This is a genomic window from Streptomyces sp. NBC_00328, assembly GCF_036139655.1.
Lineage (GTDB): Bacteria > Actinomycetota > Actinomycetes > Streptomycetales > Streptomycetaceae > Streptomyces.
Window position 1 is genome coordinate 8,187,689 of the sequence record NZ_CP108013.1, and the last position, 24,057, is coordinate 8,211,745.

A 24,057-nucleotide genomic window follows, 5' to 3' on the forward strand; every position below is an offset into this window, starting at 1 on the left:
TTGGCCCGCCCGGCATGGAAACCCCGTCGGTTCGAGGCACACCGGGGTGTCAGGGGTGCGCCACTCGCGGATCCCGGCTGCCCGGATCATGCGCTGTCCCTCTTGGGCGGGACGCCCGTCGTCGCGAGCCGCGCAGTAGAAGGCCGCGGCCTGGCCGGGACCGCCAGTTCGGCTCTCGCAACGACTCCGGCGCAAACACGCCGGAGTCGCCCTTCCGGGCGGCTGCACGTGAGAGTGAGCCAACCCACCCTCCATGTTACTGCGGGTGGCGCGGCTCGTACTTTTCCTGGGCGTCGCATCAACCGTGCTCTCCTTTGGCCCACTGGCCTGCTGCGCACTCTGCAGGATTCGAACCTGCGGCCTACTGATCGGCGGGATCGGACGAGCTGCTGAGCGGCGGCTCCGCGCCCTCGCCCGGTGCCGGCCCGCGGTTCACCCGACGTGACCGGCCGCTTCCACGGTGGACGATTCACTGCCACGGGCTTTCATGGCTGCCCCCGCCCCGCGCCGCGGGGTCTGGGCGGTCGGGGCCGGGACGTCCCCGAGCGGAGGTGACAGACGCCCGAGCGGAACGTCGAGGAGCAGGAACCCGGAGCCGGTGATGTCGAGGATCAGCTCCAGTGCCGGTGGCGGGTGGTGCAGTCGCAGGGTCCCGCCGGCCTCGGTGGTCTGCTGCGCGGCGTGGAGGAAGACGTTGAGGCCGGTGCAGTCGCAGAAGGTAACGGGAGTGAGGTCGATGTCGATGGTGCGGATGCCGTCGCTCAGACATCGCGCCAGTGCCGTGCGTACCAACGGGGCCGATTCCAGGTCGATCTCACCGGCCAGGGTGATCAGTACCTGCTTCCCCCGGTCATGGCGGCAGACGGTGAGCTGCGGTCGGGGCATGACGCCTCGGTTCGGTAGACCATCCGGCAGCGGACGCGGCGACGCCGGGGATCTTGGCCCCATGGCGCGCTGCCGGCAGGGCGTGCGTTCGGCGGAGGCGGAGCAGCGGCCGGTCTGACGGCCCGTGCGACAGCACACCGGACCCGCCCAGTTCCCTCCAGGGATGCGCCGGGTCACGGACGAAGAATCCGCTCCCTGCAGCCATCTGTGTCGAGCAACGACAAGCCGCCAGGGTCTGGGACGCCCGTACGGCAGCATAGTCCTCGACCCGGTCCGGTGGACGGTCGGCAGCCGTCCGTTCCGCGTACCCGGGCGACGCCTGGACATGATGCCGCGCGGGGGCGCGATACCGCCTCCGTCTCACGGAAAGGCCGATGTGGAGCGCCAGTTCGGAGGGTTGAGCGAGACACGTACTCGGAGCGCGACCCCGCTGGAACGGCAGACCCCTCCGCCACCTCTGACGCACGGCCCCCAATGGACCGGCCGCCTGGTGTGAGGGGTAGATCACGCCAGGTGGTGCGGTCTTGGCCAGGTACGCGCCACGCGGTACGGTCGGGTCCGAGATTGATGACGTCAAGACGGAAGCCGGTGGAAATCCGGCACGGTCGCGCCACTGTGAACGAGACGCTCCAGCCATGCTGGGCGCCCGTGAGTCAGACCCGTAGGCGTCATCCTGTGCACCACCGAGATGGGACGCGAACTCCCGAGGAGGTCCTGCCATGGCGCAGACCGTCGCTCCGCCGACAGCCACCACCCCCGTCATCCCCGCCAAGCTGCCGCTGACCGCGATAGCTCCCTGGGCGGCCTTCTTCGGCATCCTGATGCTGGTCCTGCTGTACTTCGTCGGCGCCGAACAGGGCGCCACCTCCGTCGTCTCCGGCGAGAACGTCCACGAGTGGGTGCACGACGCCCGCCACCTGCTCGGTTTCCCCTGCCACTGACGCGAGAGACGACACACGCTCATGAACTCCGCAACGGTAAGAAACCTGCTCGTGCGAGGCATGCTCGCCGGCCTCGCGGCCGGTGTACTCGCCCTGGTCGTCGCCTACTTGCTCGGTGAACCGGCCGTCGACAGCGCGATCGGCTTCGAGGAGGCGCACGCCCACGAGCACGGGCACGAGGTCGAACTCGTCTCCCGCAGCCTCCAGTCCACCGCCGGTCTCGCCACCGGCGTCCTGATCTACGGCGTCGCCTTCGGCGGAATCGCCGCCCTCGCCTACTGCTTCGCGCTCGGCCGCGTGGGCCGCTTCAGCGCCCGCGCGACCGCGCTTCTGCTGTCCGGGACCGCGCTGCTCACCGTGTACGTCGTGCCGTTCCTGAAGTACCCGGCCAACCCGCCGTCGGTCGGCGCCCCCGACACCATCGGCAAGCGGACCACCCTGTACTTCCTGATGATGGTTCTCAGCGTGCTCCTGGCGGTCGGCGCCACCATCCTCGGCAAGCGCCTCGCACCCAGCCTGGGCACGTGGTACGCCACCCTGGTCGCGGTGGCAGCCTTCGCTGTGGTGATCGGTCTGGCCTACGAGTTCCTGCCCGTGATCAACGAGGTGCCGGGGGAATTCCCGGCCACCCTGCTGTGGCGGTTCAGGCTCTCCGCGCTGGCCATCCAGACCGTCCTGTGGGGCGGATTCGGCCTCGTCTTCGGCGAGTTGGCCGAGCGTCTGCTCAACCCGAAGCCCGCGGCGGTCGCCTCCGGGCGAGCGGTTCCGGCCGCGAACTGAACCCTTCGGAACACAAGAGGGCCCTTCGGCTCCCGCAAGGACGTGACTTGCGGGAGCCCTTTCGCCCGCAGAGGCCCATGGACGATTCGACCGGGACCGCTCCGTGGTTCAGCCGCCGGCCGGGGGCCGGGGCGGGCGTGGCGCCCCGGCCGCTCGAAGGTACGGCTCAGGAGGCGGGCAGTTCGCCGCGTACCGCGTGGGCGGCGGCGACCAGGTTCTCCAGGGAGGCTCGGGTCTCGGGCCAGCCGCGGGTCTTCAGGCCGCAGTCGGGGTTCACCCACAGCCGTTCGGCGGGGATCGCCTTCAGTCCGGCCCGCAGCAGTTCGGCGGCCTCCTGCGCGGTGGGGACGCGCGGGGAGTGGATGTCGTACACGCCGGGTCCCGCCTCGCGCGGGTAGCCGTGCGCGGCGAGTTCGCGGGCCACCTGCATGTGGGAGCGGGCGGCCTCCAGGCTGATGACGTCGGCGTCCAGGTCGTCGATGGCCTGGACGATGTCCCCGAACTCGGCGTAGCACATGTGCGTGTGGATCTGTGTGTCCGGGCGCACCCCGCTGGTGCTGAGCCGGAACGCCTCGGTGGCCCACGCCAGGTAGGCCGGCCGGTCGGCGGTGCGCAGGGGAAGAGTCTCGCGCAGGGCCGGCTCGTCGACCTGGATCACCGAACTGCCCGCCGCCTCCAGGTCGTTGACCTCGTCGCGCAGGGCGAGGGCGACCTGGCGGGCGGTGTCGCCGAGGGGCTGGTCGTCGCGGACGAAGGACCAGGCGAGCATGGTGACCGGCCCGGTGAGCATGCCCTTGACCGGCCGATCGGTCAGGGCCTGGGCGTACGTCGTCCAGCGCACCGTCATCGGTTCGGGCCGCGTGATGTCGCCGGCCAGGATCGGCGGGCGGACGTAGCGGGTGCCGTAGGACTGCACCCAGCCGTGCCGCGTGGCCAGGTACCCGGTGAGCTGCTCGGCGAAGTACTGCACCATGTCGTTGCGTTCGGCCTCGCCGTGCACGAGGACGTCGAGACCGGTCTTCTCCTGGAAGGAGATGACCTCCTGGATCTCGGCCTTGATGCGCTCCTCGTAACCGGCCGTGTCGATGCGGCCGGTGCGCAGGTCGGCGCGGGCGGTGCGCAGTTCGGTGGTCTGCGGGAAGGAGCCGATGGTGGTGGTCGGCAGCAGCGGGAGACCGAGGTGGGCCCGCTGGGCCGTGGCGCGCTCGCCGTAGGGCTGGGACCGGCGGGCGTCGGCGTCCGTGACGGCGGCGGCGCGAGCCCGTACCGCGGGGTCGTGCGTGATCGGCGAGTTCGCGCGGGAGGCCAGATCGGCACGGTTGGAGGCGAGTTCGCCCGCGATCGTTCCGGTGCCCTGGGTGAGGCCCTTGGCGAGGGTGACGATCTCCGCCGTCTTCTGGCGGGCGAAGGCGAGCCAGCGCAGGATCTGCGGTTCGATGTCCCGCTCCAGGGCCGCGTCGACCGGGACGTGGAGCAGGGAGCTGGAGGCCGACACGTCGACCCGGTCGGCCAGGCCGAGCAGGGTGCCGAGGGTGGACAGCGACGTGGCCAGGTCGTTCACCCAGATGTTGCGGCCGTTGACCACACCGGCGACCAGGCGTTTGCCGGGCAGGCCGCCGACAGCGGCGAGGCCGTCGAGGTTGGCGGCGGCGGCTTCGGTGAAGTCCAGGGCGAGACCTTCGACCGGAGCCTTGGCCAGTACCGGCAGGGCGTCGCCGAGCCGGTCGAAGTACGAGGCGATCAGGAGCTTCGGCCGGTCGGTGAGCGCGCCGAGCCCGCGGTAGGTGCGCGCCGCGGCGTCCAGCTCGGCCGGGGTCCGGTCCTGGACGAGGGCGGGCTCGTCCAGCTGGACCCACTCCGCGCCCGCCGCGCGCAGGTCGGCGAGGACCTCGGCGTACACCGGCAGCAGCCGGTCGAGGAGGGTGAGCGGGTCGAAGTCCGCCGGCACGCCCGGGGCGGGCTTGGACAGGAGGAGGTAGGTGACCGGGCCGACCAGAACCGGGCGGGCGCTCGGCCCGAGGGCGAGTGCCTCCTTCAGCTCGGTGACCTGCTTGGTGGAGTCGGCCGCGAAGACGGTGTCCGGGCCCAGTTCGGGCACCAGGTAGTGGTAGTTGGTGTCGAACCACTTCGTCATCTCGAGCGGCGCCACGTCCTGGGTGCCGCGCGCCATGGCGAAATAGCCGTCCAGGGCGTCCGAGTCGACCGTGGCGCGGTGGCGGGCGGGGATCGCGCCGACCATGACGGTGGTGTCGAGGACGTGGTCGTAGTACGAGAAGTCGCCGGTCGGCACCTCGTCGATGCCGGCGTCGGCCAGCTCGCGCCAGTTCGTGCGACGCAGTTCGGCGGCGGTGGCGCGGAGGGCGTCGGCGGTGACGCGGCCCTTCCAGTAGCCCTCGATCGCCTTCTTCAGTTTCCGGTTGGGACCCTGGCGCGGGTAGCCGTACACGGTGGCCCGTGCTGCCGCGGCTGCGGGCTTGGTGGTCACGGAGATCTCCTTCGCGAGATGAATCCCTGAGATCCCGGCAACGGGACGCGAGTGCGAAGGGGCGACGAACCGGACGGAAGCGACACGGCTCGGAACAGCGCGGTCATCCGCCGATATGTACGCCGACCCGCCCACGAGGTCACCGGGATGTCCGCGCACGAGTGGTTCGTGCGCGGGCAGCGGGCAGGTCTTCGGACTTGCGGGCACGTCTTCCTGGCGGAGGACACCTACTGGCCGTCGCTTCCCAGACCCTGTTCGTCGGGTCCAGTGCGTATGACGGCGGTCGTTCCCGCTCACCGCTGCGGGGCAGTCCCGGATTCCCACCGGGTTCCCTCTTGCGACGCATCCCGCCTGGCGGACGGGGCGAACCAGCTGCACCAGCCACCCTACGGGGTGACGTGCCGAAGGGGGCGGCACATCCGTGATCCGGACGCTGAGCCGCGAGACCGGAGGCCCGAACGCCACAGGGCGGGACACTTCGCTTCGTGCCGCTGCCTGATGAAGCGTCAGGACACGCTGTCCACCGGGCAGTCGAAACGGTCATCGGGGCCCCAGTGCGTGGCGTTCCTCGCTCCTTGGGAGAGCACCCCGCAGGTCAGGTCCGTGAGCTTGTCTCCGGCGGGGGTGATCTCACGGATGTGGATCTCCTTGTTCGGTGGGTAGTGGTGATCGCTGTCCAGGGTGATGACCCCGGATTCCCCCACGTAGTTGTGGATGCCGGGATCCTGCAGATGGGTGACGAGCGCCCTGGGTGAGAAGCCCGGGTCCGTCGAGACGATGGCGTTCATGGCCTCGGTGAGGATTTCGACGGCGTCGTATCCGAGCGCGGCGTCGTTCTCGGCGGACAGGTGGAAGGTCCGGCCGAACCTCTCACCGAAGGGCCCGTCGGGCAGCGGGAGACTGAACTGGTTGTAGAAGAGCTTCAGCGCGCCGTACTCCTTGCGCATCAGGTCCGGATGCAGGATCACGTCCGGCGCCGGGCTCTCCGCCAGCACCGGTACCGGGGCGACGCGGGCGCGGCAGGCCTGGTCGGTCTGCATGTGCTCGAAGAGGTCCTCCATGACGCTGGAGCGGCCCGCGTACAGGACGAAGCCGCCTGTGCTGTGGACGAGTGTGCAGACGGTGTCGGCGATGGCCCGTGTGGTGCGGCCGTTCTCCATCTCGCCGTACTTCACGAAGTGCACCGGCCCGGTCGAGCGGTAGGCGGTGTCGAACCGGTGGGCGAGGTCGGCGCTGAAGTACTCGTCCTTGGGGTCGTAGACCACGACGGCGGCCGGACCGGAGTCGCTGGGAGCGGGGTCCGTCAGAGCGCGCAGCTGAGGCGAGTGACGGGCGAAGGACGCCATGACCTCGGCGATGCGTGCGTCGGGCGGTGAGAGCTGGAAGTACGACACGGGCGAGTCGCCGTCGACCATGCGCTGGCCCGAGACGCCGGTCCCGAGGACGGTGATGCCCTGGGCTCCCAGTTCGATCGCGGCCTGCTGGGACTCCGGACGGCTCTGGTGGAGACCCATGACGGCCGCGATGTGGTCCCGGCCCGCCCGGTCGACGATCATCTTCGCGACGTCCACAGTGCTTTTGTTGCTCTGGTTCAGGCCGCCGCGCGAGCCGTAGTGGAAGGACTCGCCGGCGTTGGCGACGAGCAGGCGTACGGGCACCTGAGCCTTGAGGCGGCGGCTGTTGACGTTCTCCTGGGCGAGCAGCGCGCCGCGCAGTGTCTGGAAGCCGATGGGCGCGGTGCGCTTGGACGTCGAGCCGACGCTCAGCGGCGCGAAGAAGACGACCGTGCGGTAGGGCCGGTCCGTGTCCACCTTCGCGTTCTGGTGGCCGAGGATCTTCTCCAGCTTTCTCAAGTCCTCGGCGTACTCGCCGTGGGCCAGGTCGCAGCCGTCGTTGCCGTCGGTCAGGCCGACGACCTCTCCGGTACCCACGTGCCGGCAGGAGGCCGCGAGACTTCCGTCGGGGAGGAGTTCCACCAGTTCCCGGGACAGGACGAGGCCGCCCGCGCCCAGCATCACCGCGGCGGTCGCGGCGGCCACCGGACGCCACCAGTCGCGGACAAGGGGAGAACGGAAGTCCACCGTGGCGGGCAGGGGCACCTCCGCCGCCGGGGCGCCGTCGTCCGGGGTACGCGGCAGCGCCAGCACCCGCACCGTGCCGGTGGCGTGGCCGGCGACCGCGGCCGAGAACTGCGCGGTCACCCCGTGACCTGTCGGGCGTGTGCCGACGGCACCTCGCTGCGCGGGCAGCGCCCGAAGGGGCGGACTCGCGGCGTACGGGGGGAGCTCGTCCGTGGCCGCGCCCAGCACCAGCAGCGGACTGCTCTCGATGTCGTGGGCGACCGCGGCGTATGTGTCCAGGAACTCGCGGCAGGCGGATCCCGCGCCGCCCACGGCTGGCAGGAGCACCACGAAGGGCCATGCGCGCCGGGGGCGGAGGCGACTCCACGCACGGGGCCGGGCCGCCTTCGCCAGGTCGCGGATCAACGCGGTGAGCAGGATCTCGCGGACCAGCTCCTCCTCGCGCGACTCCACCGCCTGCGCGGGCTGCGCCGCCTCGTGAGCCAGGGCGAGACGGTGCGTCACCCGCAGGTGCACCGCCGCTTTGAGGAAGCTGCGGCCGGGCACGTCCAGCAAGCGGCTCACCCACGGGTGGCGCCTGTCGACGCGCATGCCGTACCACCGGCGCCACAGCCAGCCGGCCACGACGCTCAGCAGGCGAAACGGAGCGCCCCACCATCCGTCCATGGCCTCGCCGAGCTGCGCGACGGGGAACGCCTCGTGAAACCTCGTGGCGTACGCGTCGCACAGCAGCTTGCGCAGGGCGCGCCGCTGGCCCGCCGCGTCGACTTCCTGGACGGTGGCGCGCAGGACCGAGAGACAGGTGTCGAACTCGGGCAGCCGCAGCGCCCCGGCACCCTCCGGCATGGACTCCCTCAGCTGCTCCGCCACGTCCTCCAGCAGGAGCAGGTGCGGCCCGTCCTCCCGCACGCGGGGCTGGTCGGGCCCTACGTCGCCGACGACCGCGTACGGGGCGAAGTGGGTACCGTCCTGGTGGGCCCCGTCGCCGGAGGACTTGAGGCGCTCCATGTAGTCCAGCACAAGTGGGGTGAGCCCCGGATCCGGCTCCGCGGTGTCCGTGACCGCGCCACCGACCGCCACCCGGGCCAGCAGCAGGGCCGGGAGCCCGTGCTCGCGGGACCGATGCCGACGCGACGAGCCGGCCCGGCGGTCGATGAGGTACGGGTCGAGCACCCGGACGATCCGGTGGAGGTCGGCGGACACGGTCCGGTGTCGCTCGTCGCCGAGGGGTGGACGTGGCAAGTGAAACCTCCAAATGGCATATTTCGAGGGGGTGTTGCGTGAGTCTATGGACGGAATGTGCGGTACAGCGGATTTGCCGCTAGTTGACCGCTAATGAAGTACCGCGTGCGCAGTGCACTCGCATTGCGACCATCCCGCAGGCCGCCCCTCGCCCTGGCCCGTGGCACCGGCGGCGCCGCCACGGATGCACCCGCTCCTTGATGCCTGCTCTCGTCAAGCCCCGCCTCGGGCGCGGGACATCCGTCGACTCTGCGGCGGTTCCGATGGAACGCGAGTGGCCCGGCGTCCGTCCTGACGTGCAGGGGACCCATGTGACCCGCTCTCACGGCAGAGGCGGGTGGTGGTCTCCGGGCCGGCCGAGCCCCGGGCGCGTCGTTGCCGGCCGGGTGAACCCGCCCTGTCCGGTGCGGCGTTCCGGTGGAGCGCCCGGCTTCCCTTGGACGCACGTTCTCCGACGTGCCGTCAGTACCCCATGCTGGAAAGGAAACTTGGAATGATCTTCGCCCTCCTTGTCTTTGTCGCGCTCGTGTCCGTCATCGTGATCGCCCCGGTCGCCGGAGGCGTGATAGCGGTCAGGAAGGTCCGTCGGCGGACGCGGGCGCAACAGCGCGGGCTGCGCACCGAGGGCAGATGCATAAGGATCGAAACCGTGCGGCGCTCGGGCGGGGGGTACGGCACCTCGATGCGGCGCTACTACCTCTTCGAGTACGTCACCCACGACGGCCGGCAGGTCCGGTTCGAGGACACCGCTCCGAACACCACCATGCCGGGCGACCTGTTCACCGTCTCGTATCTGCCGGAGGACCCGGAAGGGGCCACGGTCGCCCTGCCCGGCGACCGGACGGCGCAGCGGGAACTCGGCTGCCTTCTGGCGTTCCTCGGCTTCGCGCTGATCATTGCGCTGGTCATCGCCGGTGTCGGGATCGGCGTGTTCTCCCTGTTCGCCGCCGGAGCTTAGGCCCGGTCCGGAACCGTTCGTCTCGCGTACCGCCGACCTTCACGCGAGGGACAGGGCGCCCTTTCCCGACGTTCGGTGCGCTTGGAAAGCTTCCTTCGCGCACCTTCCGTCAACCTCCGGCCCATGGGCCCGTCAGGACAAGAGGTCACCCACTCATGCCTCAAGTGAATCGGCGCCGATTCTTCCAGCTCGCCGGTGGTACAGCGGCGTTCACCGCGCTCTCCGGCAGCGTCCAGCGCGCGGCCGCCGTGCCGGCGCACCGACGCTCGGGCACGATCGAGGATGTCGAGCACATCGTCGTCCTGATGCAGGAGAACCGCTCGTTCGACCACTACTTCGGCTCGATGAGAGGCGTCCGCGGCTTCGGCGACCCGCGTCCGGCGAGCCCGGCCGGCACCAAGCCGGTCTGGTACCAGTCGGACGGCACCAAGGACGTGCTCCCCTTCCGCCCGGAGCTGGACGACCTCGGTCTCGCGTTCATCAAGGACCTCCCGCACGGCTGGAGCGACGGGCACGCCGCGTTCAACAAGGGCAGGTACGACAAGTGGGTGCCCGCCAAGTCGGCCACGACGATGGCGTATCTGACGCGTGAGGACATCCCGTTCCACTACGCGCTGGCCGACTCGTTCACCGTCTGCGACGCGTACCACTGCTCGTTCATCGGCTCGACGGACCCCAACCGCTACTACATGTGGACCGGTTACACGGGCAACGACGGCAAGGGCGGCGGCCCGGTCCTCGGCAACGACGAGGCGGGGTACCGCTGGACCACGTACCCGGAGCGGCTGGAAGCGGCCGGGATCTCCTGGAAGGTGTACCAGGACATCGGCGACGGGCTGGACGCGAACGGCTCCTGGGGCTGGATCCCCGACGCCTACCGGGGCAACTACGGCGACAACTCACTGCTGTACTTCGACCAGTACCGCAACGCCCAGCCGGGCGACCCGCTGTACGACAAGGCCCGCACCGGCACCGACGCCCGCAAGGGCGAGGGGTTCTTCGACGGGCTCAGGGCCGACGTGCAGGGCGGCAAGCTGCCGCAGATCTCCTGGATCGCCGCTCCCGAGGCGTTCACCGAGCATCCCAACTGGCCCGCCAACTACGGCGCCTGGTACATCTCCCAGGTGCTGGACGCGCTCACCTCCGACCCCGAGGTGTGGAGCAGGACGGCCCTGTTCGTCACGTACGACGAGAACGACGGCTTCTTCGACCACCTGGTGCCGCCCTTCCCGCCGCAGTCCGCGGCGCAGGGCAAGTCCACGGTCGACGTCGGCCCGGACCTGTACGCGGGCGACGCGAGCCACGCGGCCGGACCCTACGGACTGGGGCAGCGGGTGCCGATGCTCGTCGTCTCGCCCTGGAGCAAGGGCGGTTACGTCTGCTCCGAAACCCTCGACCACACCTCGATCATCCGGTTCATGGAGGCCCGGTTCGGGGTGCGCGAGCCCAACATCTCGCCCTGGCGACGCGCTGTCTGCGGCGACCTCACGGCCGCCTTCGACTTCGCGCGGAAGGACGCCGGGCCGGTCACGCTGCCCCGCACCGACGGCTACCGGCCGCCGGACGGCGCCCGCCACCCGGACTACGTGCCGACCCCTCCCGCGAACCCCGCCCTGCCCCGGCAGGAGCGCGGCTCGCGCCCGACCCGCCCGCTCAAGTACGTCCCTCTCGTGGACGGTTCGGCGGACACCGCGGCCGGTAGGTTCACGCTGACCTTCGGCTCCGGGCCCAAGGCGGGCGCGGCCTTCCTCGTCACCTCCGGCAACCGCGCCGACGGCCCCTGGACGTACACCACGGCAGCGGGCAAGACCATCTCGGACACCTGGAACTCGGCCTATTCCGGCGGCTCGTACGACCTCGTGGTGCACGGTCCGAACGGCTTCCTGCGCACCTTCAAGGGCGCCAACGGGACGGCGGGACCGGAGGTAACGGCCCGCCACGCCGGCTGCGACGTCGAGCTCACCTTCGTGAACAAGGGCGCGTCCACGGCGACGCTCAGGCTCACGAACGGCTACGGCGGACCGTCCCAGGTCTTCCGGGTCCGGGCGGGCGCGACCGTGAAGCACACGGTGGACCTGCGGGCGAGCGAGTCCTGGTACGACCTGAGCGTCGTCGCCGACGGCCAGGCGGGCTTCTTGCGGCGATTCGCCGGACATGTCGAGAATGGCCGGCCCGGTGTGAGCGACCCCGCCCTCATCACCGTCTGATGGGTCCACAACTGACCGTTGTTTTCCGGCCAGGCCACGGTAGGGTGCCCCGGTGACCACGCAATCGAACACTCCTGCAGGTTGGTACCCGGACCCGAACGGGAAGTCCCAGACGCAGCGTTACTGGGACGGCTCGCAGTGGACCGACCAGGAGGCCCCGGCCGGGCAGCAGGTGCCGCACCAGGGCACCCCGCCCCAGCAGCCCTTCCCTCAGCAGGCCACCGCCCCCGACCCGCGCGTCCAGCGCCAGGTGCAGCAGCAGGCCGGGGTGGCCCCGAGCGGTGTCGGCGGCGGCACGCTGTTCACCGAGCCGGTCCTGGTGGTGAACCAGAAGGCCAAGCTGATCGAGCTGACCAACGAGTACAAGGTCATGGACCAGCAGGGCAACCCGGTCGGCTCGGTCACCGAGGTCGGTCAGGGCGTGCTGCGGAAGATCCTGCGGCTCGTCTCCAGCCTCGACCAGTTCCTCACCCACCGGATGGAGATCCGCGACGCCCACGGTCAGCCGCAGCTGCTGCTGACCCGGCCGGCGAAGATATTCAAGTCCCGCGTGATCGTGACGCGTCCGGACGGTTCCACCGTCGGTGAGATCGTCCAGAAGAACATGATCGGCAAGATCAACTTCGCGATCAACGTGGACGGCCGGCAGGTCGGCGCGATCAAGGCGGAGAACTGGCGTGCCTGGAACTTCGCGATCGTCGACGAGTCGGAGAAAGAGGTGGCCCGGATCACGAAGACCTGGGAAGGCCTCGCCAAGACGATGTTCACGACCGCGGACAACTACGTCCTGCAGATCCACTTCCAGCTCCCCGAGCCGCTGCTGAGCCTCGTCGTCGCGACGGCGCTGACCGTCGACACGGCGCTCAAGCAGGACTCCCGCGGACTGGGCTGACAGGTCACGGTGCAACGGAAGGGCGGCCGCGGATCTCTCCGCGGCCGCCCTTCCGGCATGTCCCGCCCGTCCCGCCCGTCCCGCCCGTCGCACCGACCGCGGTCTCCTGCGGCGACGCCCCGCTAAAGGGACGTCAGATGGCCCGAGTCGGTCTGCCGGGGCACCAACGAGGGTTCGTACGCCGCGCCGTTCGGCCCCAGCGCCAGCACCGCGGCGACCGGGTGGTCGTCGTCCGCCGGGCCGTCCAGGCGGGCGTCCGTCGTCGCGGCGGGCTCGGGCGCCGAACGCGAGAGCGTCACCACGCCCCACGCGGCGACCGACGCCCCCGCGAGCGCGAGCAGCAGGCCCGCCGCGCCGCCCTGGAGACGCTCACCGAGCAGGGACAGCCCGATCGCCGCCGCGGCCAGCGGGTTGGCGAGCGTCACGACGGCCAGCGGGGCGCCGAGCCCGCCCTGATAGGCGGTCTGCGACAGCAGCAGCCCGCCGGCCGCGAAGGCCGCCACGAGCAGTGCCACCACGACCACCTGCGCGCTGAGCGGCGAGTCCGAACGGTCCGTCGCGGCGACCGTCACGGTCTGGGTGAGGGCGGAGGCCACGCCCGAGGCGAACCCGGCGGCCGTCGCGTGCCGCAGCCCCGGCCGTGCACCACGCCCCAGCGCGCCGATGACCGCGGCGGTCGTTCCCGCGACGGCGAGCGCCTGCGGCAGGCTCAGCACCTCGTCCGGCGCGGCCCCGGACGCCGTGACGAGCAGCGCGGCGAGGCCGGTCAGGGTGAGCGCCGTGCCGCGCCACTCGACCGCGCTGACGCGCCGTCCGGCGACCCGCGCGCCCAGCGGCACGGCGGCCACGAGGGTGAGCGCCCCGAGCGGCTGGACCAGGGTGAGGGTTCCGTACTTGAGGGCCGCCACGTGCAGCAGCGCGGCCGAGGCGTTCAGCGTGACCGACCACCACCAGGCGCCCTCGGTCAGCAGGCGCAGCGTGCCCGAGCCGACCGACCGGGCGGCGAGCCGCTCCTGCGCGACGGCGGCGGCGGCGTAGGCGACGGCGGAGACCAGGGACAGGGCGACGGCGACGAGCGTCGGGTTCATCGCCCCGCTCCCACGAGTTCGGGCAGATCACGTACGGGGATCGCGGCGGGCTGGTGGCCGGGGTGCCGTCCCGGGGCCGTCGCCGTCCGGTGCGGCGGGTGGACCACGGCGAGGGCGACGCAGAGCAGCGCGGTCGCCGCGATCGCGTCGAGCCAGTAGTGGTTCGCGGTGCCGACGATCACCAGCAGGGTGAGCAGGGGATGCAGCAGCCACAGCGCGCGCAGCCGCGACCGGGTCGCGGTGATCAGGCCGATCGCGACCATCAGCGCCCAGCCGAAGTGCAGCGACGGCATCGCCGCGAACTGGTTCGCCAGGGCGTCGGCCGCCGGGTGCGCGCCGTACACGGTGGGCCCGTACACCTGGCCGGTGTCGACGAGGCCCGTCTCGGCGAGCAGCCGCGGCGGCGCGAGCGGGAAGGCGAGGTGCCCGGCCAGGGCGGCCGTGGTGACCAGGGCGAGGATCCGGCGGGCCCACACGTAGTGCGCGGGGCGCCGCAGATACAGCCAGACCAGGAAGGCGGCGGTGGCCGGGAAGTGGACGGTCGCGTAGTAGGTGTTCGCGAGGTGCACGAGGGTGTCGCTGTGCAGCAGCGCGGTCTGTACGGAGCCCTCGTCCGGCAGACGCAGGGACCGCTCCCAGCCCCAGACGCCGTGCGCGTCGGCGAAGGCCTCGTCGGTGCGGCCGGTGGCCAGCAGACGGCCGGCCTTGTAGACGACGAAGAGCCCGACGACGAGCAGCAGCTCCCGCAGAAGCGGCGGGCGTGCGGCGGTGTCGTCGGGGCGTGTGTCCGGACGGGCCTGCGCGTGAGGGCGAGGGCCCGTTCGGGCGGCCGCGTCGTGTGACGCGGCCGATGGTGTCGCCGCGTCGGGCGGCTCCGGTTCTGACGTGGACCCGGACGCGGAATCCACAGGCTCGGTTCGGGAATCCATCCCCCGGCCCCCTTGCTGACTGCTCGATGTCGTGAAGTGCGCGGTGAGCCCAGGACAGGATCCACTCGGCCTTCCCTGTGCGGGAGGAGTGGGTCCTGTCCGAGGCTCATCGATACGGCAGTGTACCGATACGGCAGTGTACCGATACGAGCATGTACCGATACGCAGGTGTACCGATACGGATGCGTACCGGTACCCTCGCGTATCGATTACACTGAGCGCAAGACCGCACCGGCATCGCCCGGATCGAGCGAGGAGAAGCCTCATGACGTCGCAGGCCGCGGACGGACCGGAGACGGTCGCCGCCTCGCGCCGCTCCAAAATCACGCCCGAGCGTGAGCGGGAGTTCTACGACGCCGTGCTCGAACAGATCAGGGAATGCGGGTACGAGGCGCTCACGATGGAGGGAGTCGCCGCCAGCACCCGGTGCAGCAAGTCGACCCTCTACCGGCAGTGGAAGTCCAAGCCCCAGTTCGTGGCCGCCGCGCTGCGCAACAACCGTTGTCCCCGGTTCACGGGGATCGACACCGGATCGCTCGCCGGCGACCTCCGCGCTGCGGCCGGGGCCGCGGGTGATTGGTCGGCCCGGGACAATACGCAGCTGTTGCAGGGCCTCGGCAATGCCGTGATGCAGGACAAGGAGCTCCAGCAGGCGCTGCGCGACGCGCTCGTCGAGCCCGAGGTCGCCGAGCTGCGGCAGATGATCAGCCGCGGCGTCGAGCGCGGCGAGGTCGACGCCGGTCACCCGGCGCTGGAGTTCATCCCGGCCCAGATGCTCGGCGTCCTGAGGGTGCGGCCCCTTCTGGACGGCCAGTACGCGGACGCGGCGTATCTCACACGGTTCGTGGAGGCCGTCGTGCTGCCGACGCTGGGTCTCACCTGAATCTCAGGCCGCTGTCCGTGGGATGACCGGACGTCGGCCTGTATCGCGCCGCACCGTGGGGACGGGGGCGGCGCGCACCCCCCGGCCGGGTGGGGTTCCCCTTGAGCGGAGGGGCGCTCCACCCGGCCGATCCATGTCCGCGGTGTCCCGGTGCCGGGACGGGCGTACCCGGTTTTGGCGGTTTCAGACGTTCTGGCCGTTTCCGCCGGTTCCGGCCGCCACCTTGATGCCCTTGGTGATGGTGTCGATGATCGCCTGCTGGGGGGCCTTGGCGCTGATGTCGACGCCGAAGCGGACGACGACCAGGGAGGCGGGGTCGGCGGGGGACGGGAACACGAGCGATTCGACGTATCCGTCGTCGCCCTTGCTCGTCACGACCTTCCAGCGCACCAGATAGCCCTTCTCGCCGGCCACCGTGACGGCCTTCGAGGCGAGCTGGGTGTGAGAGGTGATCGAGCCGTAACCCTTGCCGTACGACTCGGTGGCGTTCTTGGAGATGTCCTCCTTGGCCGCGGCCTCCGCCGTCGTGGACTTCAGCTTCTGCGCCTTCGCCGGGGCCGAGTAGGCGCCGCCGCGCTGACAGTTCTGCGAGGTGTCGCCGGGGCATTTGTACGTGTCCTTGGTGGACACCGCGGCGGTGCCCGCGCCGCTCTGTCCGGCCCAGCCGTCCGGCACCGGGATGCTGATGCCGTTGTAGACGTCCGTGGCGTACCCGGGGTCGGTCCCCGGCTGCCCCGACTCACCGGGCGCCGGAGTCTGCCCGCCGGAGCCGCCGGAGCCGCCGGAGCCGCCCGGGCCGCCGGGCGCTCCGTTCGGGCCGCCTTCCTGGCCGCCGCCCGGTCCCTGCGGTCCGCCCTGGCCGTCCGACCCGGCGGGGCCGCGGGACGCCGCGCTGCCGCCGCCTCCGTCATCGCTGGTCAGCGCGTACACGCCGCCGCCGATACCGGCGAGGACGGCGACCGCCGCCGCGACCGCTATGCCCGTGCGCAGCCCGCGCCGCGGGCCGCTCGGGGCGTACGCCGGATAGGGTCCGGCCCCCGCCGGGTATGCCGGGGGACCCCATGCGGCCGCCGAGCCGACCGGGCGGACCTGGTCCGTCCATGTCCTACCGTCCCACCAGCGTTCGGTGGCGGGAGCGTCATTTGTCTGCCCGGGGTCGGGATACCAGCCGGGGGGAGTCGCCTGCGTCATGGGTCCACCGTATGAGCACAGGGTGAAAGGCGGATGAGAGGGTTCCCCGAAGCCCGCTGGGGAGCTGACGCGGTCATGTCGACGGGAGGGCGGCCCACCGGACGGATGAAGAACGCCAGTGCCAAGGGCGTGTGCGCCTCACGTGCCGCCCGGGCCGTCCGTCGCCTCCCGGGGTATGGGGGCGAGGACCGGGGGTGAGGGGCGCCGGCCGGACTCGGAGGGCCCGGCGCGACGTCCCCTCCGCTCCCGCGCACGCCTCCGCGGGAGCGCGGGAGCGGAGGGCGTGCAGGTCACAGTCGCGCGCGGGGGCGCTCGTGCCGGTTCTTCCCGGGGAGCTCGGGGGTCCGCCGAGCACGGCCCGGCGCCGCGAACGAAGGAGGAAAATTACCTTCATTTTTCCAGCGGTTGACTGTCCGTCACTTCCCTTCGGAACCACTCGGTGTTCGGCGGCGTCGCCTACGTGGGATCACCGTCGCCTCTCCCGGCGACTGGTGCCGGGTCCCGCCTCCGCCGTGGCTTCCAGGAGGCTAGGCTCGTTAGCAGTTACGTCGTTTGGGTGACCTGGGGAGGTAGCGGGATGACGGAGGGACGACCCGGAGCGGTCGCCTCGGCTTCCCTGTGGGAGCGCGAAGAGGAGGTCGCCACTCTCGAGGAGGCGATCACCGCACTGCGTGCGGATTCCTCGACCTCGGGCACCCTGCTGGTGCTCAGCGGAGAGGCGGGTCTCGGCAAGACCGCACTCCTGGCCGAGGTACGCAGGATCGCGGAGAGCAAGGGCTGTGCCGTGTGGTCGGCGCGCGGCGGCGAGACCGTCACGTCCGTCCCCTTCAATGTCGTACGGCAGTTGCTCCAGCCGGCCCTCGTCTCGCTGCTCCCGGAGGAGGCGCGCGAGTATTTGGGGGACTGGTACGACATCGCGGGACCCGCCCTCGGCGTAGCCGAACCCGGTGACCGGCAGCCCGACCCGCAGGGCGTCTGCGACGGTCTGGTCGCCGCGGTACGACGCCTCGCGAAGCGGGACTGGCCGCTCGTGCTGCTCATCGACGACGCGCACTGGGCCGACCAGGAGACCCTACGCTGGCTCGCCGCGTTCGCCGAGCGGCTGGACGACCTGTCCGTCCTCGTCGTGGTGGCCCGCAGGCCCGGCGGGGTCAGCGGCGAGAGCGCCCGGCTGCTCGACGCGGTGGCCGCCGCGGGCCGTCCGGTCTCCACCCTGACAGCGCTGACCCCGGCCGCCACCGAGGGCCTCACCCGCGCCACCCTCGGCGAACACGCCGACGCGCCCTTCTGCCGCGAGGTGTGGGCGGTCACCGGCGGCAACCCGTACGAGACCGTCGAACTGCTCGCCAAGGTCCAGGACAGCGAACTGGAGCCGGTCGAGGGCTCGGCCGCCGAACTGCGCGACCTGAACCGCTCGGCTCGCGGCCGCGGACTCGTCGCCCGCCTCGAAGGACTCGGCATCGACGCCACCCGGTTCGCCTGGGCGGCCGCCATTCTCGGCACCGGGATCTCCCTCGACCTCGCCGCCCAACTCGCCGGAATGCCGGACGAGGAGGCCTCCCGCTGCGCCGAACTGCTGGGCGCCGCCCGCATCCTGACCACGGCCGGATCCGCGGGCGGCCAACTGCCGGACGGCGAGCTGGAGTTCGTGCACCCGCTGATCGCGACAGCGGTGTACCGCTCGATCCCGGACGCCCTGCGCACGGCGATGCACGGTCAGGCGGCCTGGGCGGTCACCGAGTCCGGACGCGGTGCGGCGGCGGCCTCCCGCCACCTCCTCGAAGTGCATCCGGACGACGATCCCGAACTCGTCGAGCAGATGCGCGAGGCCGCCCGCGAGCACCTCGCCGTCGGCGCCCCGGACGCGGCCCGGCGCTGCCTGGAGCGGGCGCTCAAGGAACCACCGCTGCCCGAGGTCCACGCACGGGTGCTCTACGAACTGGGCTGCGCCACGCTCCTGACCGCGCCGTCCACGACCATCGGCCATCTCCGGGCCGCGCTCGAACGGCCCGGACTCGAGGACACGGCACGCGTCGACGCCGTTTTCCGGCTCTCCCAGGCACTCCTCCACAACAACCAGTTGGACGAGGCCGTCCGCACGGTCGACGCCGAGGTCGCGCGGCTGGAACCGGGGCCTGCCCGGATGCGGCTCCAGGCCGTGCACTACATGTGGGAGGGCATCCACGCGGGCGAGGAGCGCGCCGGACACTCCAGCGGCCTCGCCGAACTCGTCACGACCTGCACGGGGCGCGACAACTCCGAGCGCGCCCTGCTCATACTGCGCGGCTTCGACGCGATGACCCGCGGCGAGAACGCCGAGGAGGTCGTGGAACTCTGCGACCGGGCCCTCGTCAACGGCCGCCTCGCACCGGGACTCGCCTGGACCGACACCGAGTGGGGCGTCGAACTCCTGCTGATGCTGGGCAGCGCGTACGCCTACACGGACCGGCTGGACCGCGCCGAGAGCCTGTTCAGCGAGGCCCTGCACGCCTATGTGAAGGCGGGCTGGAGCGGCGGCCACCTCTCCCTGGCCAACGCCTACCTCGGCCTCGCCCACCGCAGGCGGGGGCGCCTCGCCGACGCGGAGCACTACCAGCGCGAATCGCTGCGCCTCGCGGAGCGGGTCGGACGCGGACTGCCCCTGTACTGGTCGGCGACCTGCGGGCTCATCGACACCCTGCTGGCGCGCGGGCACGTCCAGCAGGCGGCGGAGATCGCCGAGCGCTACGGCTTCGCGCCCCCGTACCCCTCCACGATCGTCCTTCCCGACACCCGATCGGTGCGCGGCCGGCTGCTGCTCGCCGTCGGCCGCACCAAGGAGGGCATCAACGAACTGGAGGCGGCGGAGAAGGCCGCCGCCGCCCGCGGCCACCACAACACGGTGCTCGCACCCTGGGCCGTCGACCTCGCGAAGGCACTCGCCAACGAGGACCCGTCACGCGCCGCCGCCCTGGCCGCTGACGCCCGACGCCAGGCCGAACGGTTCGGCACCGACACGGCGATCGGCGAAGCACTGCGGTGCGCCGCCGCCCTCGAAACCGGTCAGCGCGCGGTCCGGCTGGCAGCCCAGGCGGTCACCTACCTGGAAGCCTCTCCCTGCCAGTACGAACACGCGGCGGCCCGCATCGAGTACGGCATCGCGTCCCGCTCGGTGATGGAACTGAACAAGGGCCTGACCCTGGCGCGCACCTGCGGAGCGGACGGCCTGGCGGCGAAGGCGCAGGCGGCGCTGACGGGCCTGTGACGAACGGCCGGCCGCCGTCAGCCGCCCGCGGCGACGTGCGGTCGGCGGCCCGCCGCTGAGCCGGGGTGCGGTCGGCGGTCGCCACCTGTGACACACGGTCAGGCGACAGCCCACAGGTGTCCTTGGCCGGGTTCAGTCCGCGGGTGTCCCCGGGCCGGGGCCGATCTGTGGGGCCCTGGCGGGGGCGGTCTGAGGGCGCCTCTGGCGCGGGTCGGTCCGCGGGTGACCCTAGCTGGGTGCAGTCGGCCCTGTGCCCCTGGCTGGGGGCGGCCCCCGGGTGCCCGTGGCCGGGGTAGCTCGCGGGTGTCCGTGGCCGGGGTCGGCGCGTAGGTGTCGCTGGCCGCGGTCGGTCCGCGGGTGACCCCAGCTGGGTGCAGTCGGCCCTGTGCCTCTGACCGGTGTCAGTCCGACGGGTCCGACGGGGAGGCGTCGTCCTCCTTCGCGGCCTCCTCCGCGAGTACCCGCTGGGCCACCGCGAACGCCGAGTTGGCGGCCGGGACACCGCAGTAGACCGCCGTCTGCAGCAGCACCGCGCCGATCTCCTCGGGGGAGAGCCCGTTGCGCCGTGCCGCGCGGACATGCATCGCCAGCTCGTCGTAGTGGCCGTGCGCCACCAGCGCGGTCAGCGTGATCATGCTGCGCTCGCGGCGCGTCAGCGTCGTGTCGGTCCAGATCTCGCCCCAGGCGTAGCGCGCGATGAAGTCCTGGAACCGGGCCGTGAACGGGCTCTGGCGCGCCTGCGCGCGGTCCACGTGCTCGTCACCGAGGACCTGACGGCGTACCTCCATGCCGCGCCGCGCGCCCCCGCCGGAGAAGTGCGCCCGCAGAGCCGTCAGCACGGCCTCCGGGCACTGTGCGGGCGCCAGGTGCGAGGCACCCGGGATCTCCACGAGCGCCGCACCCGGCACCGCGTCCGCGATCTCCCGCAGATGCGCGGGCGGCGTCGCGGGGTCCTCGCGCCCTGCGATCAGCAGCGTCGGTACGGTGACCGACGCCAGCCGGTCGCGGATGTCGAACGCGGCCAGGGCGTCACAACAGGCGGCGTACGCCTCCGGGTCGGCGTCGCGGAGGTCCTGGACCAGCTCCGGCACCGTGAAACCGGCGGTGAACCATCGGGCGTCGGCGGTCGCCGCGACGGGTCCGAGGCCCTTGCGGCGCACCAGTTCGGCCCGTTCCTCCCACGGCTTGGACCCGTTGAAGTGGGCCGAGGAGCAGATGACCGCGAGGGACGAGAGCCGTTCGGGATGGTGGACCGCCAGGTGCAGCCCCACCGCGCCGCCCAGCGACACACCGGCGTACGCGAAACGCCCGATGCCCAGCGAGTCGGCCAACTCCAGGACGAGCGCGGCCAGATCGGCGACCGTCGCTCCAGGACCGATCGGATCGGCGGGTGAACCGCCGTGCCCGGGAAGGTTCCAGCGCACCACCCGGTGGGCGGCGGACAGTTCGGGCGCGATCTTGTCCCACAGGGCGTACGACGTCCCGAGCGAGGGCCCGAGAAGCAGCGGGGGAGCGGTGTCGGATCCCTCGGCGCGGTGGGTGAGCGGATTCGCGGTCAAGGTCGCTCCAGAGCACGGTCGGTGAGGACTCCGGCGGAGCCCGTGTAGTGGGTCGGGTCGGTGAGCTCCGCGAGGTCGACGCCCGGGAGGTCCTTGAGGCCGGGCTCCTCGCCGAGCACGTCCGCGAGGGGCCGCCGCTCACCGACGGCGCGCTCGGCGGCTCGCGTCAGCAGCTCCTTGGCGCGCGCCCGGCCGAGCACCGGGGCGAGTTCGGCGGCCAGTCGTTCGGAGACGACCAACCCGTGCGTGAGGCCGAGGTGTTCGCGCATGACGTCGGCGTTCACCCGGAGGTCCGCGGTCAGTTCGGCCGTGTCGCGGGCCGCCCCGCCGACCAGCCGCAGCAGATCGCGCAGCGGCTCCCACTCGGCGTGCCAGGCCCCGGCCGGCCGCTCGTCCTCGGCGGGCAGCGCCCCGTACAGGGTGGCCGCGAGCAGGGGGGCGCGGCGGGCGGCCGCTGTCACGAGGGTGGCCCGCACCGGGTTCGCCTTGTGCGGCATCGCGGACGAACCTCCGCCGGATCCCTCGGCCAGCTCGGCGATCTCCGTGCGGGAGAGAGTCAGCACGTCGACGGCCGTCTTGCCGAGCGCTCCGGCCGTGAACGCCAGCGCTCCGGCCAGGTCCGCGATCGGTGTGCGCAGCGTGTGCCAGGGCAACACGGGCTCGGCGAGGCCCAGTTCGCGTGCGTACGCGGTGGTCAGGGCCCGGGTGTCGTCCGCGCCGAAGGCGGTGAAGGCGGCCAAGGTGCCTGCGGCGCCGCCCAGTTGGGCGGGCAGGGAGGTCAGTACGGCGTGCAGCCGGTCCCTGGCGTCGAGCACCAGGGACCGCCATCCGGCCGCCTTCAGCCCGAAGGTCGTCGGGACCGCGTGCTGGGTGAGCGTGCGGCCGGGCATGACGGTGTCCCGGTGCTCCGCCGCGAGCCGGGCGAGGTGGTGCCCGGTCCGTTCCAGGTCGTTCAGGACCAGGACCAGGGTGCGGGCCGCGACGAGCATCGTGGCCGAGTCCAGGATGTCCTGGCTCGTCGCGCCCCGGTGGACGTACGGGCCGAACTCGGCGCCGACGGCGGCCGTCAGGTCCGCGACCAGCGGGATGACCGGATTGCCGCCGCTCCGGGCGCGGAGCGCGATCGACGCGATGTCGAAGTCCGTGTCGCCGGCGGCGAAGGTCACCGCCGTCGCGGCCCCGGCCGGGGCCAGGCCCAGGGACGCCTGGGCCCGGGTCAGCGCGGCCTCCGCGTCGAGCAGGGCCCGCAGATACGCGGTGTCGCTCGTCGCGGTGGACGCCGGGGAGCCGGCCCGGCCGGGGGCGAGCAGACCGAAGTCGGCCGCGAGGGGGTCGGCAGGTGTCACTGGAACTCCAGGAAGACCGTCTCGCCTTCGCCCTGAAGGCGGATGTCGAAACGGTACGTCCGCATCGCGCCCTCGGCCGCGATCAGCGTGGCGCGCCGCTCGTCCGGCAGCGCGTCGAGCAGCGGATCGCTGCCGTCGGCCAGATAGGCGCGGGTGAACAGATGGTGCGTCAGACCCCGCGCGAACACGCACACCCCGATGTACGGCAGCCCGGTGTTGCCCGGCGGCAGCGTGCGCAGCGCGTAGCGGCCGTCGGCGTCGGTGGCGACCCGGCCGAAACCGGTGAAGTCGACGCCGTTGCGGCCGAGGAAGCCGCCCGTGGACGGGTCGCGGCGCAGCGAGCCGGGGGCGCCGGTGAGCGAGCCGTCGGGCGCGGCCTGCCAGAAGTCGAGCAGGGCGTCGGGGACCGGCGTGCCCGCCCCGTCGAACACGTGGCCGTGCAGGGTGATCGTGTCGGGGTGGCCCGGGGGCGCGATGTCGCCCCCGCCGGGGAACGGCAGCGCGTGGCCGTAGAAGGGGCCGATGGTGTGCGCGGGGGTGGGGAGCAGCCGTCCTGTCATGCTCATCGGCCTTCCTCGATCCAGGTGGCGGAGGGACCGTCGAGGACGATGTCCCACTCGTAGCCCATGGAGAACTCGGGCCGCGAGAGACCGTGGTTGTACGCGGCGATCAGCCGGTCGCGGGCCGCCGGGTCCGTCACGGACCGCAGGATCGGGTCGTAGGGGAACAGCGGGTCGCCCGGGAAGTACATCTGGGTCACCAGCCGCTGGGTGAACGCGCTGCCGAAGACCGAGAAGTGGATGTGCGCGGGCCGCCAGGCGTTGGTGTGATTGCCCCAGGGGTACGGTCCCGGTCTGACCGTGGTGAACCCGTACTGTCCCTGATCATCCGTCAGGGTCCGTCCCACGCCGGTGAAGTTGGGGTCGAGCGGGGCCGGGTGCTGCTCGCGCAGATGGGCGTACCGTCCCGCGGCGTTGGCCTGCCAGATCTCGACGAGCTGGCCGCGCACCGGACGTCCCTCGCGGTCCAGCAGCCGGCCCGAGACGGTGATCCGCTCGCCGATCGGCTCGCCCCGGTGTTGGAGGGTCAGGTCGTTGTCGATCTCGGTGATGTCGGTGACGCCGAAGACCGGGCCCGACAGCTCGACCGTCTCCGGGTCGCCGCCGCGCACGGCGACCAGTGGCTGCTTGGGGTGGCGCAGCCGCGAGCTGCGGTACGGGGCGTAGTCGCGCGCGGGGTGGTGGCGCACGGGCGCGCCGCCGGCCACCGCCTTGTCGTACGCGTCCTGGTGATCCTTGATCTCGGTGTCGATGTCCGACTGAGTGAGAGCCATGGTCGACTTCCTG

The 24,057-nt window shown here is 71.9% G+C and carries 17 protein-coding genes and 1 riboswitch; of the genes, 7 read left to right on the forward strand and 10 right to left on the reverse strand.

Annotated elements, in window-relative coordinates; all coding sequences use genetic code 11:
* Positions 1-432: 432 nt before the first annotated feature.
* Positions 433-885, reverse strand: a complete 453-nt coding sequence (locus OG485_RS35845) for an STAS domain-containing protein (protein WP_328672694.1) — start codon at positions 883-885, stop codon at positions 433-435.
* A 719-nt stretch (positions 886-1,604) separates the two neighbouring features.
* On the opposite strand from OG485_RS35845, the gene OG485_RS35850 reads away from it, so the two are divergent.
* Both OG485_RS35850 and OG485_RS35855 read left to right on the forward strand, forming a co-directional pair.
* Complete coding sequence (locus OG485_RS35850) at positions 1,605-1,826, forward strand: CbtB domain-containing protein (RefSeq protein WP_328672695.1); 222 nt, start codon at positions 1,605-1,607, stop codon at positions 1,824-1,826.
* A gap of 21 nt (positions 1,827-1,847) precedes the next feature.
* Positions 1,848-2,606: a CbtA family protein gene (locus OG485_RS35855; protein ID WP_328672696.1), complete on the forward strand. Its 759-nt coding sequence runs from the start codon at positions 1,848-1,850 to the stop codon at positions 2,604-2,606.
* 166 nt (positions 2,607-2,772) lie between these two features.
* On the opposite strand, the gene metE is transcribed toward OG485_RS35855, so the two are convergent.
* Positions 2,773-5,091: a 5-methyltetrahydropteroyltriglutamate--homocysteine S-methyltransferase gene (gene metE, locus OG485_RS35860; protein WP_328672697.1), complete on the reverse strand. Its 2,319-nt coding sequence runs from the start codon at positions 5,089-5,091 to the stop codon at positions 2,773-2,775.
* Between the two features lie 165 nt (positions 5,092-5,256).
* Positions 5,257-5,479, reverse strand: a riboswitch (cobalamin riboswitch).
* 118 nt (positions 5,480-5,597) lie between these two features.
* Positions 5,598-8,414, reverse strand: coding sequence for an ABC transporter substrate-binding protein (locus OG485_RS35865; RefSeq protein WP_328672698.1), 2,817 nt, complete (start codon positions 8,412-8,414; stop codon positions 5,598-5,600).
* A gap of 493 nt (positions 8,415-8,907) precedes the next feature.
* Here OG485_RS35865 and OG485_RS35870 point away from each other — a divergent pair, with 493 nt between their 5' ends.
* The 3 genes from OG485_RS35870 to OG485_RS35880 all read left to right on the forward strand — a co-directional run bounded on the left by OG485_RS35870 (position 8,908) and on the right by OG485_RS35880 (position 12,471).
* Positions 8,908-9,372 carry a DUF3592 domain-containing protein gene (locus tag OG485_RS35870; RefSeq protein ID WP_328672699.1) on the forward strand — a complete coding sequence of 155 codons (465 nt, stop codon included), beginning with the start codon at positions 8,908-8,910 and terminating at the stop codon, positions 9,370-9,372.
* A 155-nt stretch (positions 9,373-9,527) separates the two neighbouring features.
* Entirely contained in the window at positions 9,528-11,579 is a 2,052-nt protein-coding gene (locus tag OG485_RS35875; RefSeq protein ID WP_328672700.1) for a phosphocholine-specific phospholipase C, read from the forward strand.
* A 52-nt stretch (positions 11,580-11,631) separates the two neighbouring features.
* Entirely contained in the window at positions 11,632-12,471 is an 840-nt protein-coding gene (locus OG485_RS35880; protein ID WP_328672701.1) for a phospholipid scramblase-related protein, read from the forward strand.
* A gap of 122 nt (positions 12,472-12,593) precedes the next feature.
* Here OG485_RS35880 and OG485_RS35885 read toward each other — a convergent pair whose 3' ends face one another.
* The gene (locus OG485_RS35885) at positions 12,594-13,559 is read right to left on the reverse strand and encodes a hypothetical protein (RefSeq protein ID WP_328672702.1); all 966 of its coding nucleotides are present in this window, start codon (positions 13,557-13,559) and stop codon (positions 12,594-12,596) included.
* Complete coding sequence (locus tag OG485_RS35890; RefSeq protein WP_328672703.1) at positions 13,556-14,488, reverse strand: phosphatase PAP2 family protein; 933 nt, start codon at positions 14,486-14,488, stop codon at positions 13,556-13,558. Before OG485_RS35890 ends, OG485_RS35885 begins: the two co-directional genes overlap by 4 nt.
* Positions 14,489-14,753: 265 nt before the next feature.
* Here OG485_RS35890 and OG485_RS35895 point away from each other — a divergent pair, with 265 nt between their 5' ends.
* Positions 14,754-15,371 (forward strand): TetR/AcrR family transcriptional regulator, encoded by a 618-nt coding sequence (locus tag OG485_RS35895; RefSeq protein ID WP_328672704.1) that lies wholly within the window; start codon positions 14,754-14,756, stop codon positions 15,369-15,371.
* A 183-nt stretch (positions 15,372-15,554) separates the two neighbouring features.
* On the opposite strand, the gene OG485_RS35900 is transcribed toward OG485_RS35895, so the two are convergent.
* Positions 15,555-16,562, reverse strand: coding sequence for a DUF2510 domain-containing protein (locus OG485_RS35900; protein ID WP_328672705.1), 1,008 nt, complete (start codon positions 16,560-16,562; stop codon positions 15,555-15,557).
* A gap of 577 nt (positions 16,563-17,139) precedes the next feature.
* Between OG485_RS35900 and OG485_RS35905 the strand changes: the two genes are divergently transcribed.
* Positions 17,140-19,806 (forward strand): ATP-binding protein, encoded by a 2,667-nt coding sequence (locus OG485_RS35905; RefSeq protein ID WP_328672706.1) that lies wholly within the window; start codon positions 17,140-17,142, stop codon positions 19,804-19,806.
* A gap of 401 nt (positions 19,807-20,207) precedes the next feature.
* Here OG485_RS35905 and pcaDC read toward each other — a convergent pair whose 3' ends face one another.
* The 4 genes from pcaDC to pcaH are packed head-to-tail and all read right to left on the reverse strand — an operon-like array spanning position 20,208 to position 24,044.
* The gene (gene pcaDC, locus OG485_RS35910; protein ID WP_328672707.1) at positions 20,208-21,365 is read right to left on the reverse strand and encodes a bifunctional 3-oxoadipate enol-lactonase/4-carboxymuconolactone decarboxylase PcaDC; all 1,158 of its coding nucleotides are present in this window, start codon (positions 21,363-21,365) and stop codon (positions 20,208-20,210) included.
* On the reverse strand, positions 21,362-22,711 hold the full coding sequence (gene pcaB, locus OG485_RS35915; protein ID WP_328672708.1) for a 3-carboxy-cis,cis-muconate cycloisomerase: 1,350 nt from the start codon (positions 22,709-22,711) through the stop codon (positions 21,362-21,364). The genes pcaDC and pcaB overlap by 4 nt, the downstream gene beginning before the upstream one ends.
* Positions 22,708-23,271 (reverse strand): protocatechuate 3,4-dioxygenase subunit alpha, encoded by a 564-nt coding sequence (gene pcaG / locus OG485_RS35920; protein WP_443048967.1) that lies wholly within the window; start codon positions 23,269-23,271, stop codon positions 22,708-22,710. The genes pcaB and pcaG overlap by 4 nt, the downstream gene beginning before the upstream one ends.
* Positions 23,272-23,273: 2 nt before the next feature.
* Positions 23,274-24,044: a protocatechuate 3,4-dioxygenase subunit beta gene (gene pcaH / locus OG485_RS35925; protein WP_328672710.1), complete on the reverse strand. Its 771-nt coding sequence runs from the start codon at positions 24,042-24,044 to the stop codon at positions 23,274-23,276.
* Between the last annotated feature and the right edge of the window lie 13 nt (positions 24,045-24,057).

Coding starts and splice junctions, on each gene's coding strand:
- OG485_RS35845 (WP_328672694.1), bottom strand. CDS start 885: ATGCCCCGACCGCAGCTCACCGTCTGCCGCCATGACCGGGGGAAGCAG.
- OG485_RS35875 (WP_328672700.1), top strand. CDS start 9,528: ATGCCTCAAGTGAATCGGCGCCGATTCTTCCAGCTCGCCGGTGGTACA.
- OG485_RS35905 (WP_328672706.1), top strand. CDS start 17,140: ATGACGGAGGGACGACCCGGAGCGGTCGCCTCGGCTTCCCTGTGGGAG.
- OG485_RS35850 (WP_328672695.1), top strand. CDS start 1,605: ATGGCGCAGACCGTCGCTCCGCCGACAGCCACCACCCCCGTCATCCCC.
- OG485_RS35895 (WP_328672704.1), top strand. CDS start 14,754: ATGACGTCGCAGGCCGCGGACGGACCGGAGACGGTCGCCGCCTCGCGC.
- OG485_RS35890 (WP_328672703.1), bottom strand. CDS start 14,488: ATGGATTCCCGAACCGAGCCTGTGGATTCCGCGTCCGGGTCCACGTCA.
- OG485_RS35900 (WP_328672705.1), bottom strand. CDS start 16,562: ATGACGCAGGCGACTCCCCCCGGCTGGTATCCCGACCCCGGGCAGACA.
- OG485_RS35870 (WP_328672699.1), top strand. CDS start 8,908: ATGATCTTCGCCCTCCTTGTCTTTGTCGCGCTCGTGTCCGTCATCGTG.
- pcaH (WP_328672710.1), bottom strand. CDS start 24,044: ATGGCTCTCACTCAGTCGGACATCGACACCGAGATCAAGGATCACCAG.
- OG485_RS35885 (WP_328672702.1), bottom strand. CDS start 13,559: ATGAACCCGACGCTCGTCGCCGTCGCCCTGTCCCTGGTCTCCGCCGTC.
- OG485_RS35855 (WP_328672696.1), top strand. CDS start 1,848: ATGAACTCCGCAACGGTAAGAAACCTGCTCGTGCGAGGCATGCTCGCC.
- pcaG (WP_443048967.1), bottom strand. CDS start 23,271: ATGACAGGACGGCTGCTCCCCACCCCCGCGCACACCATCGGCCCCTTC.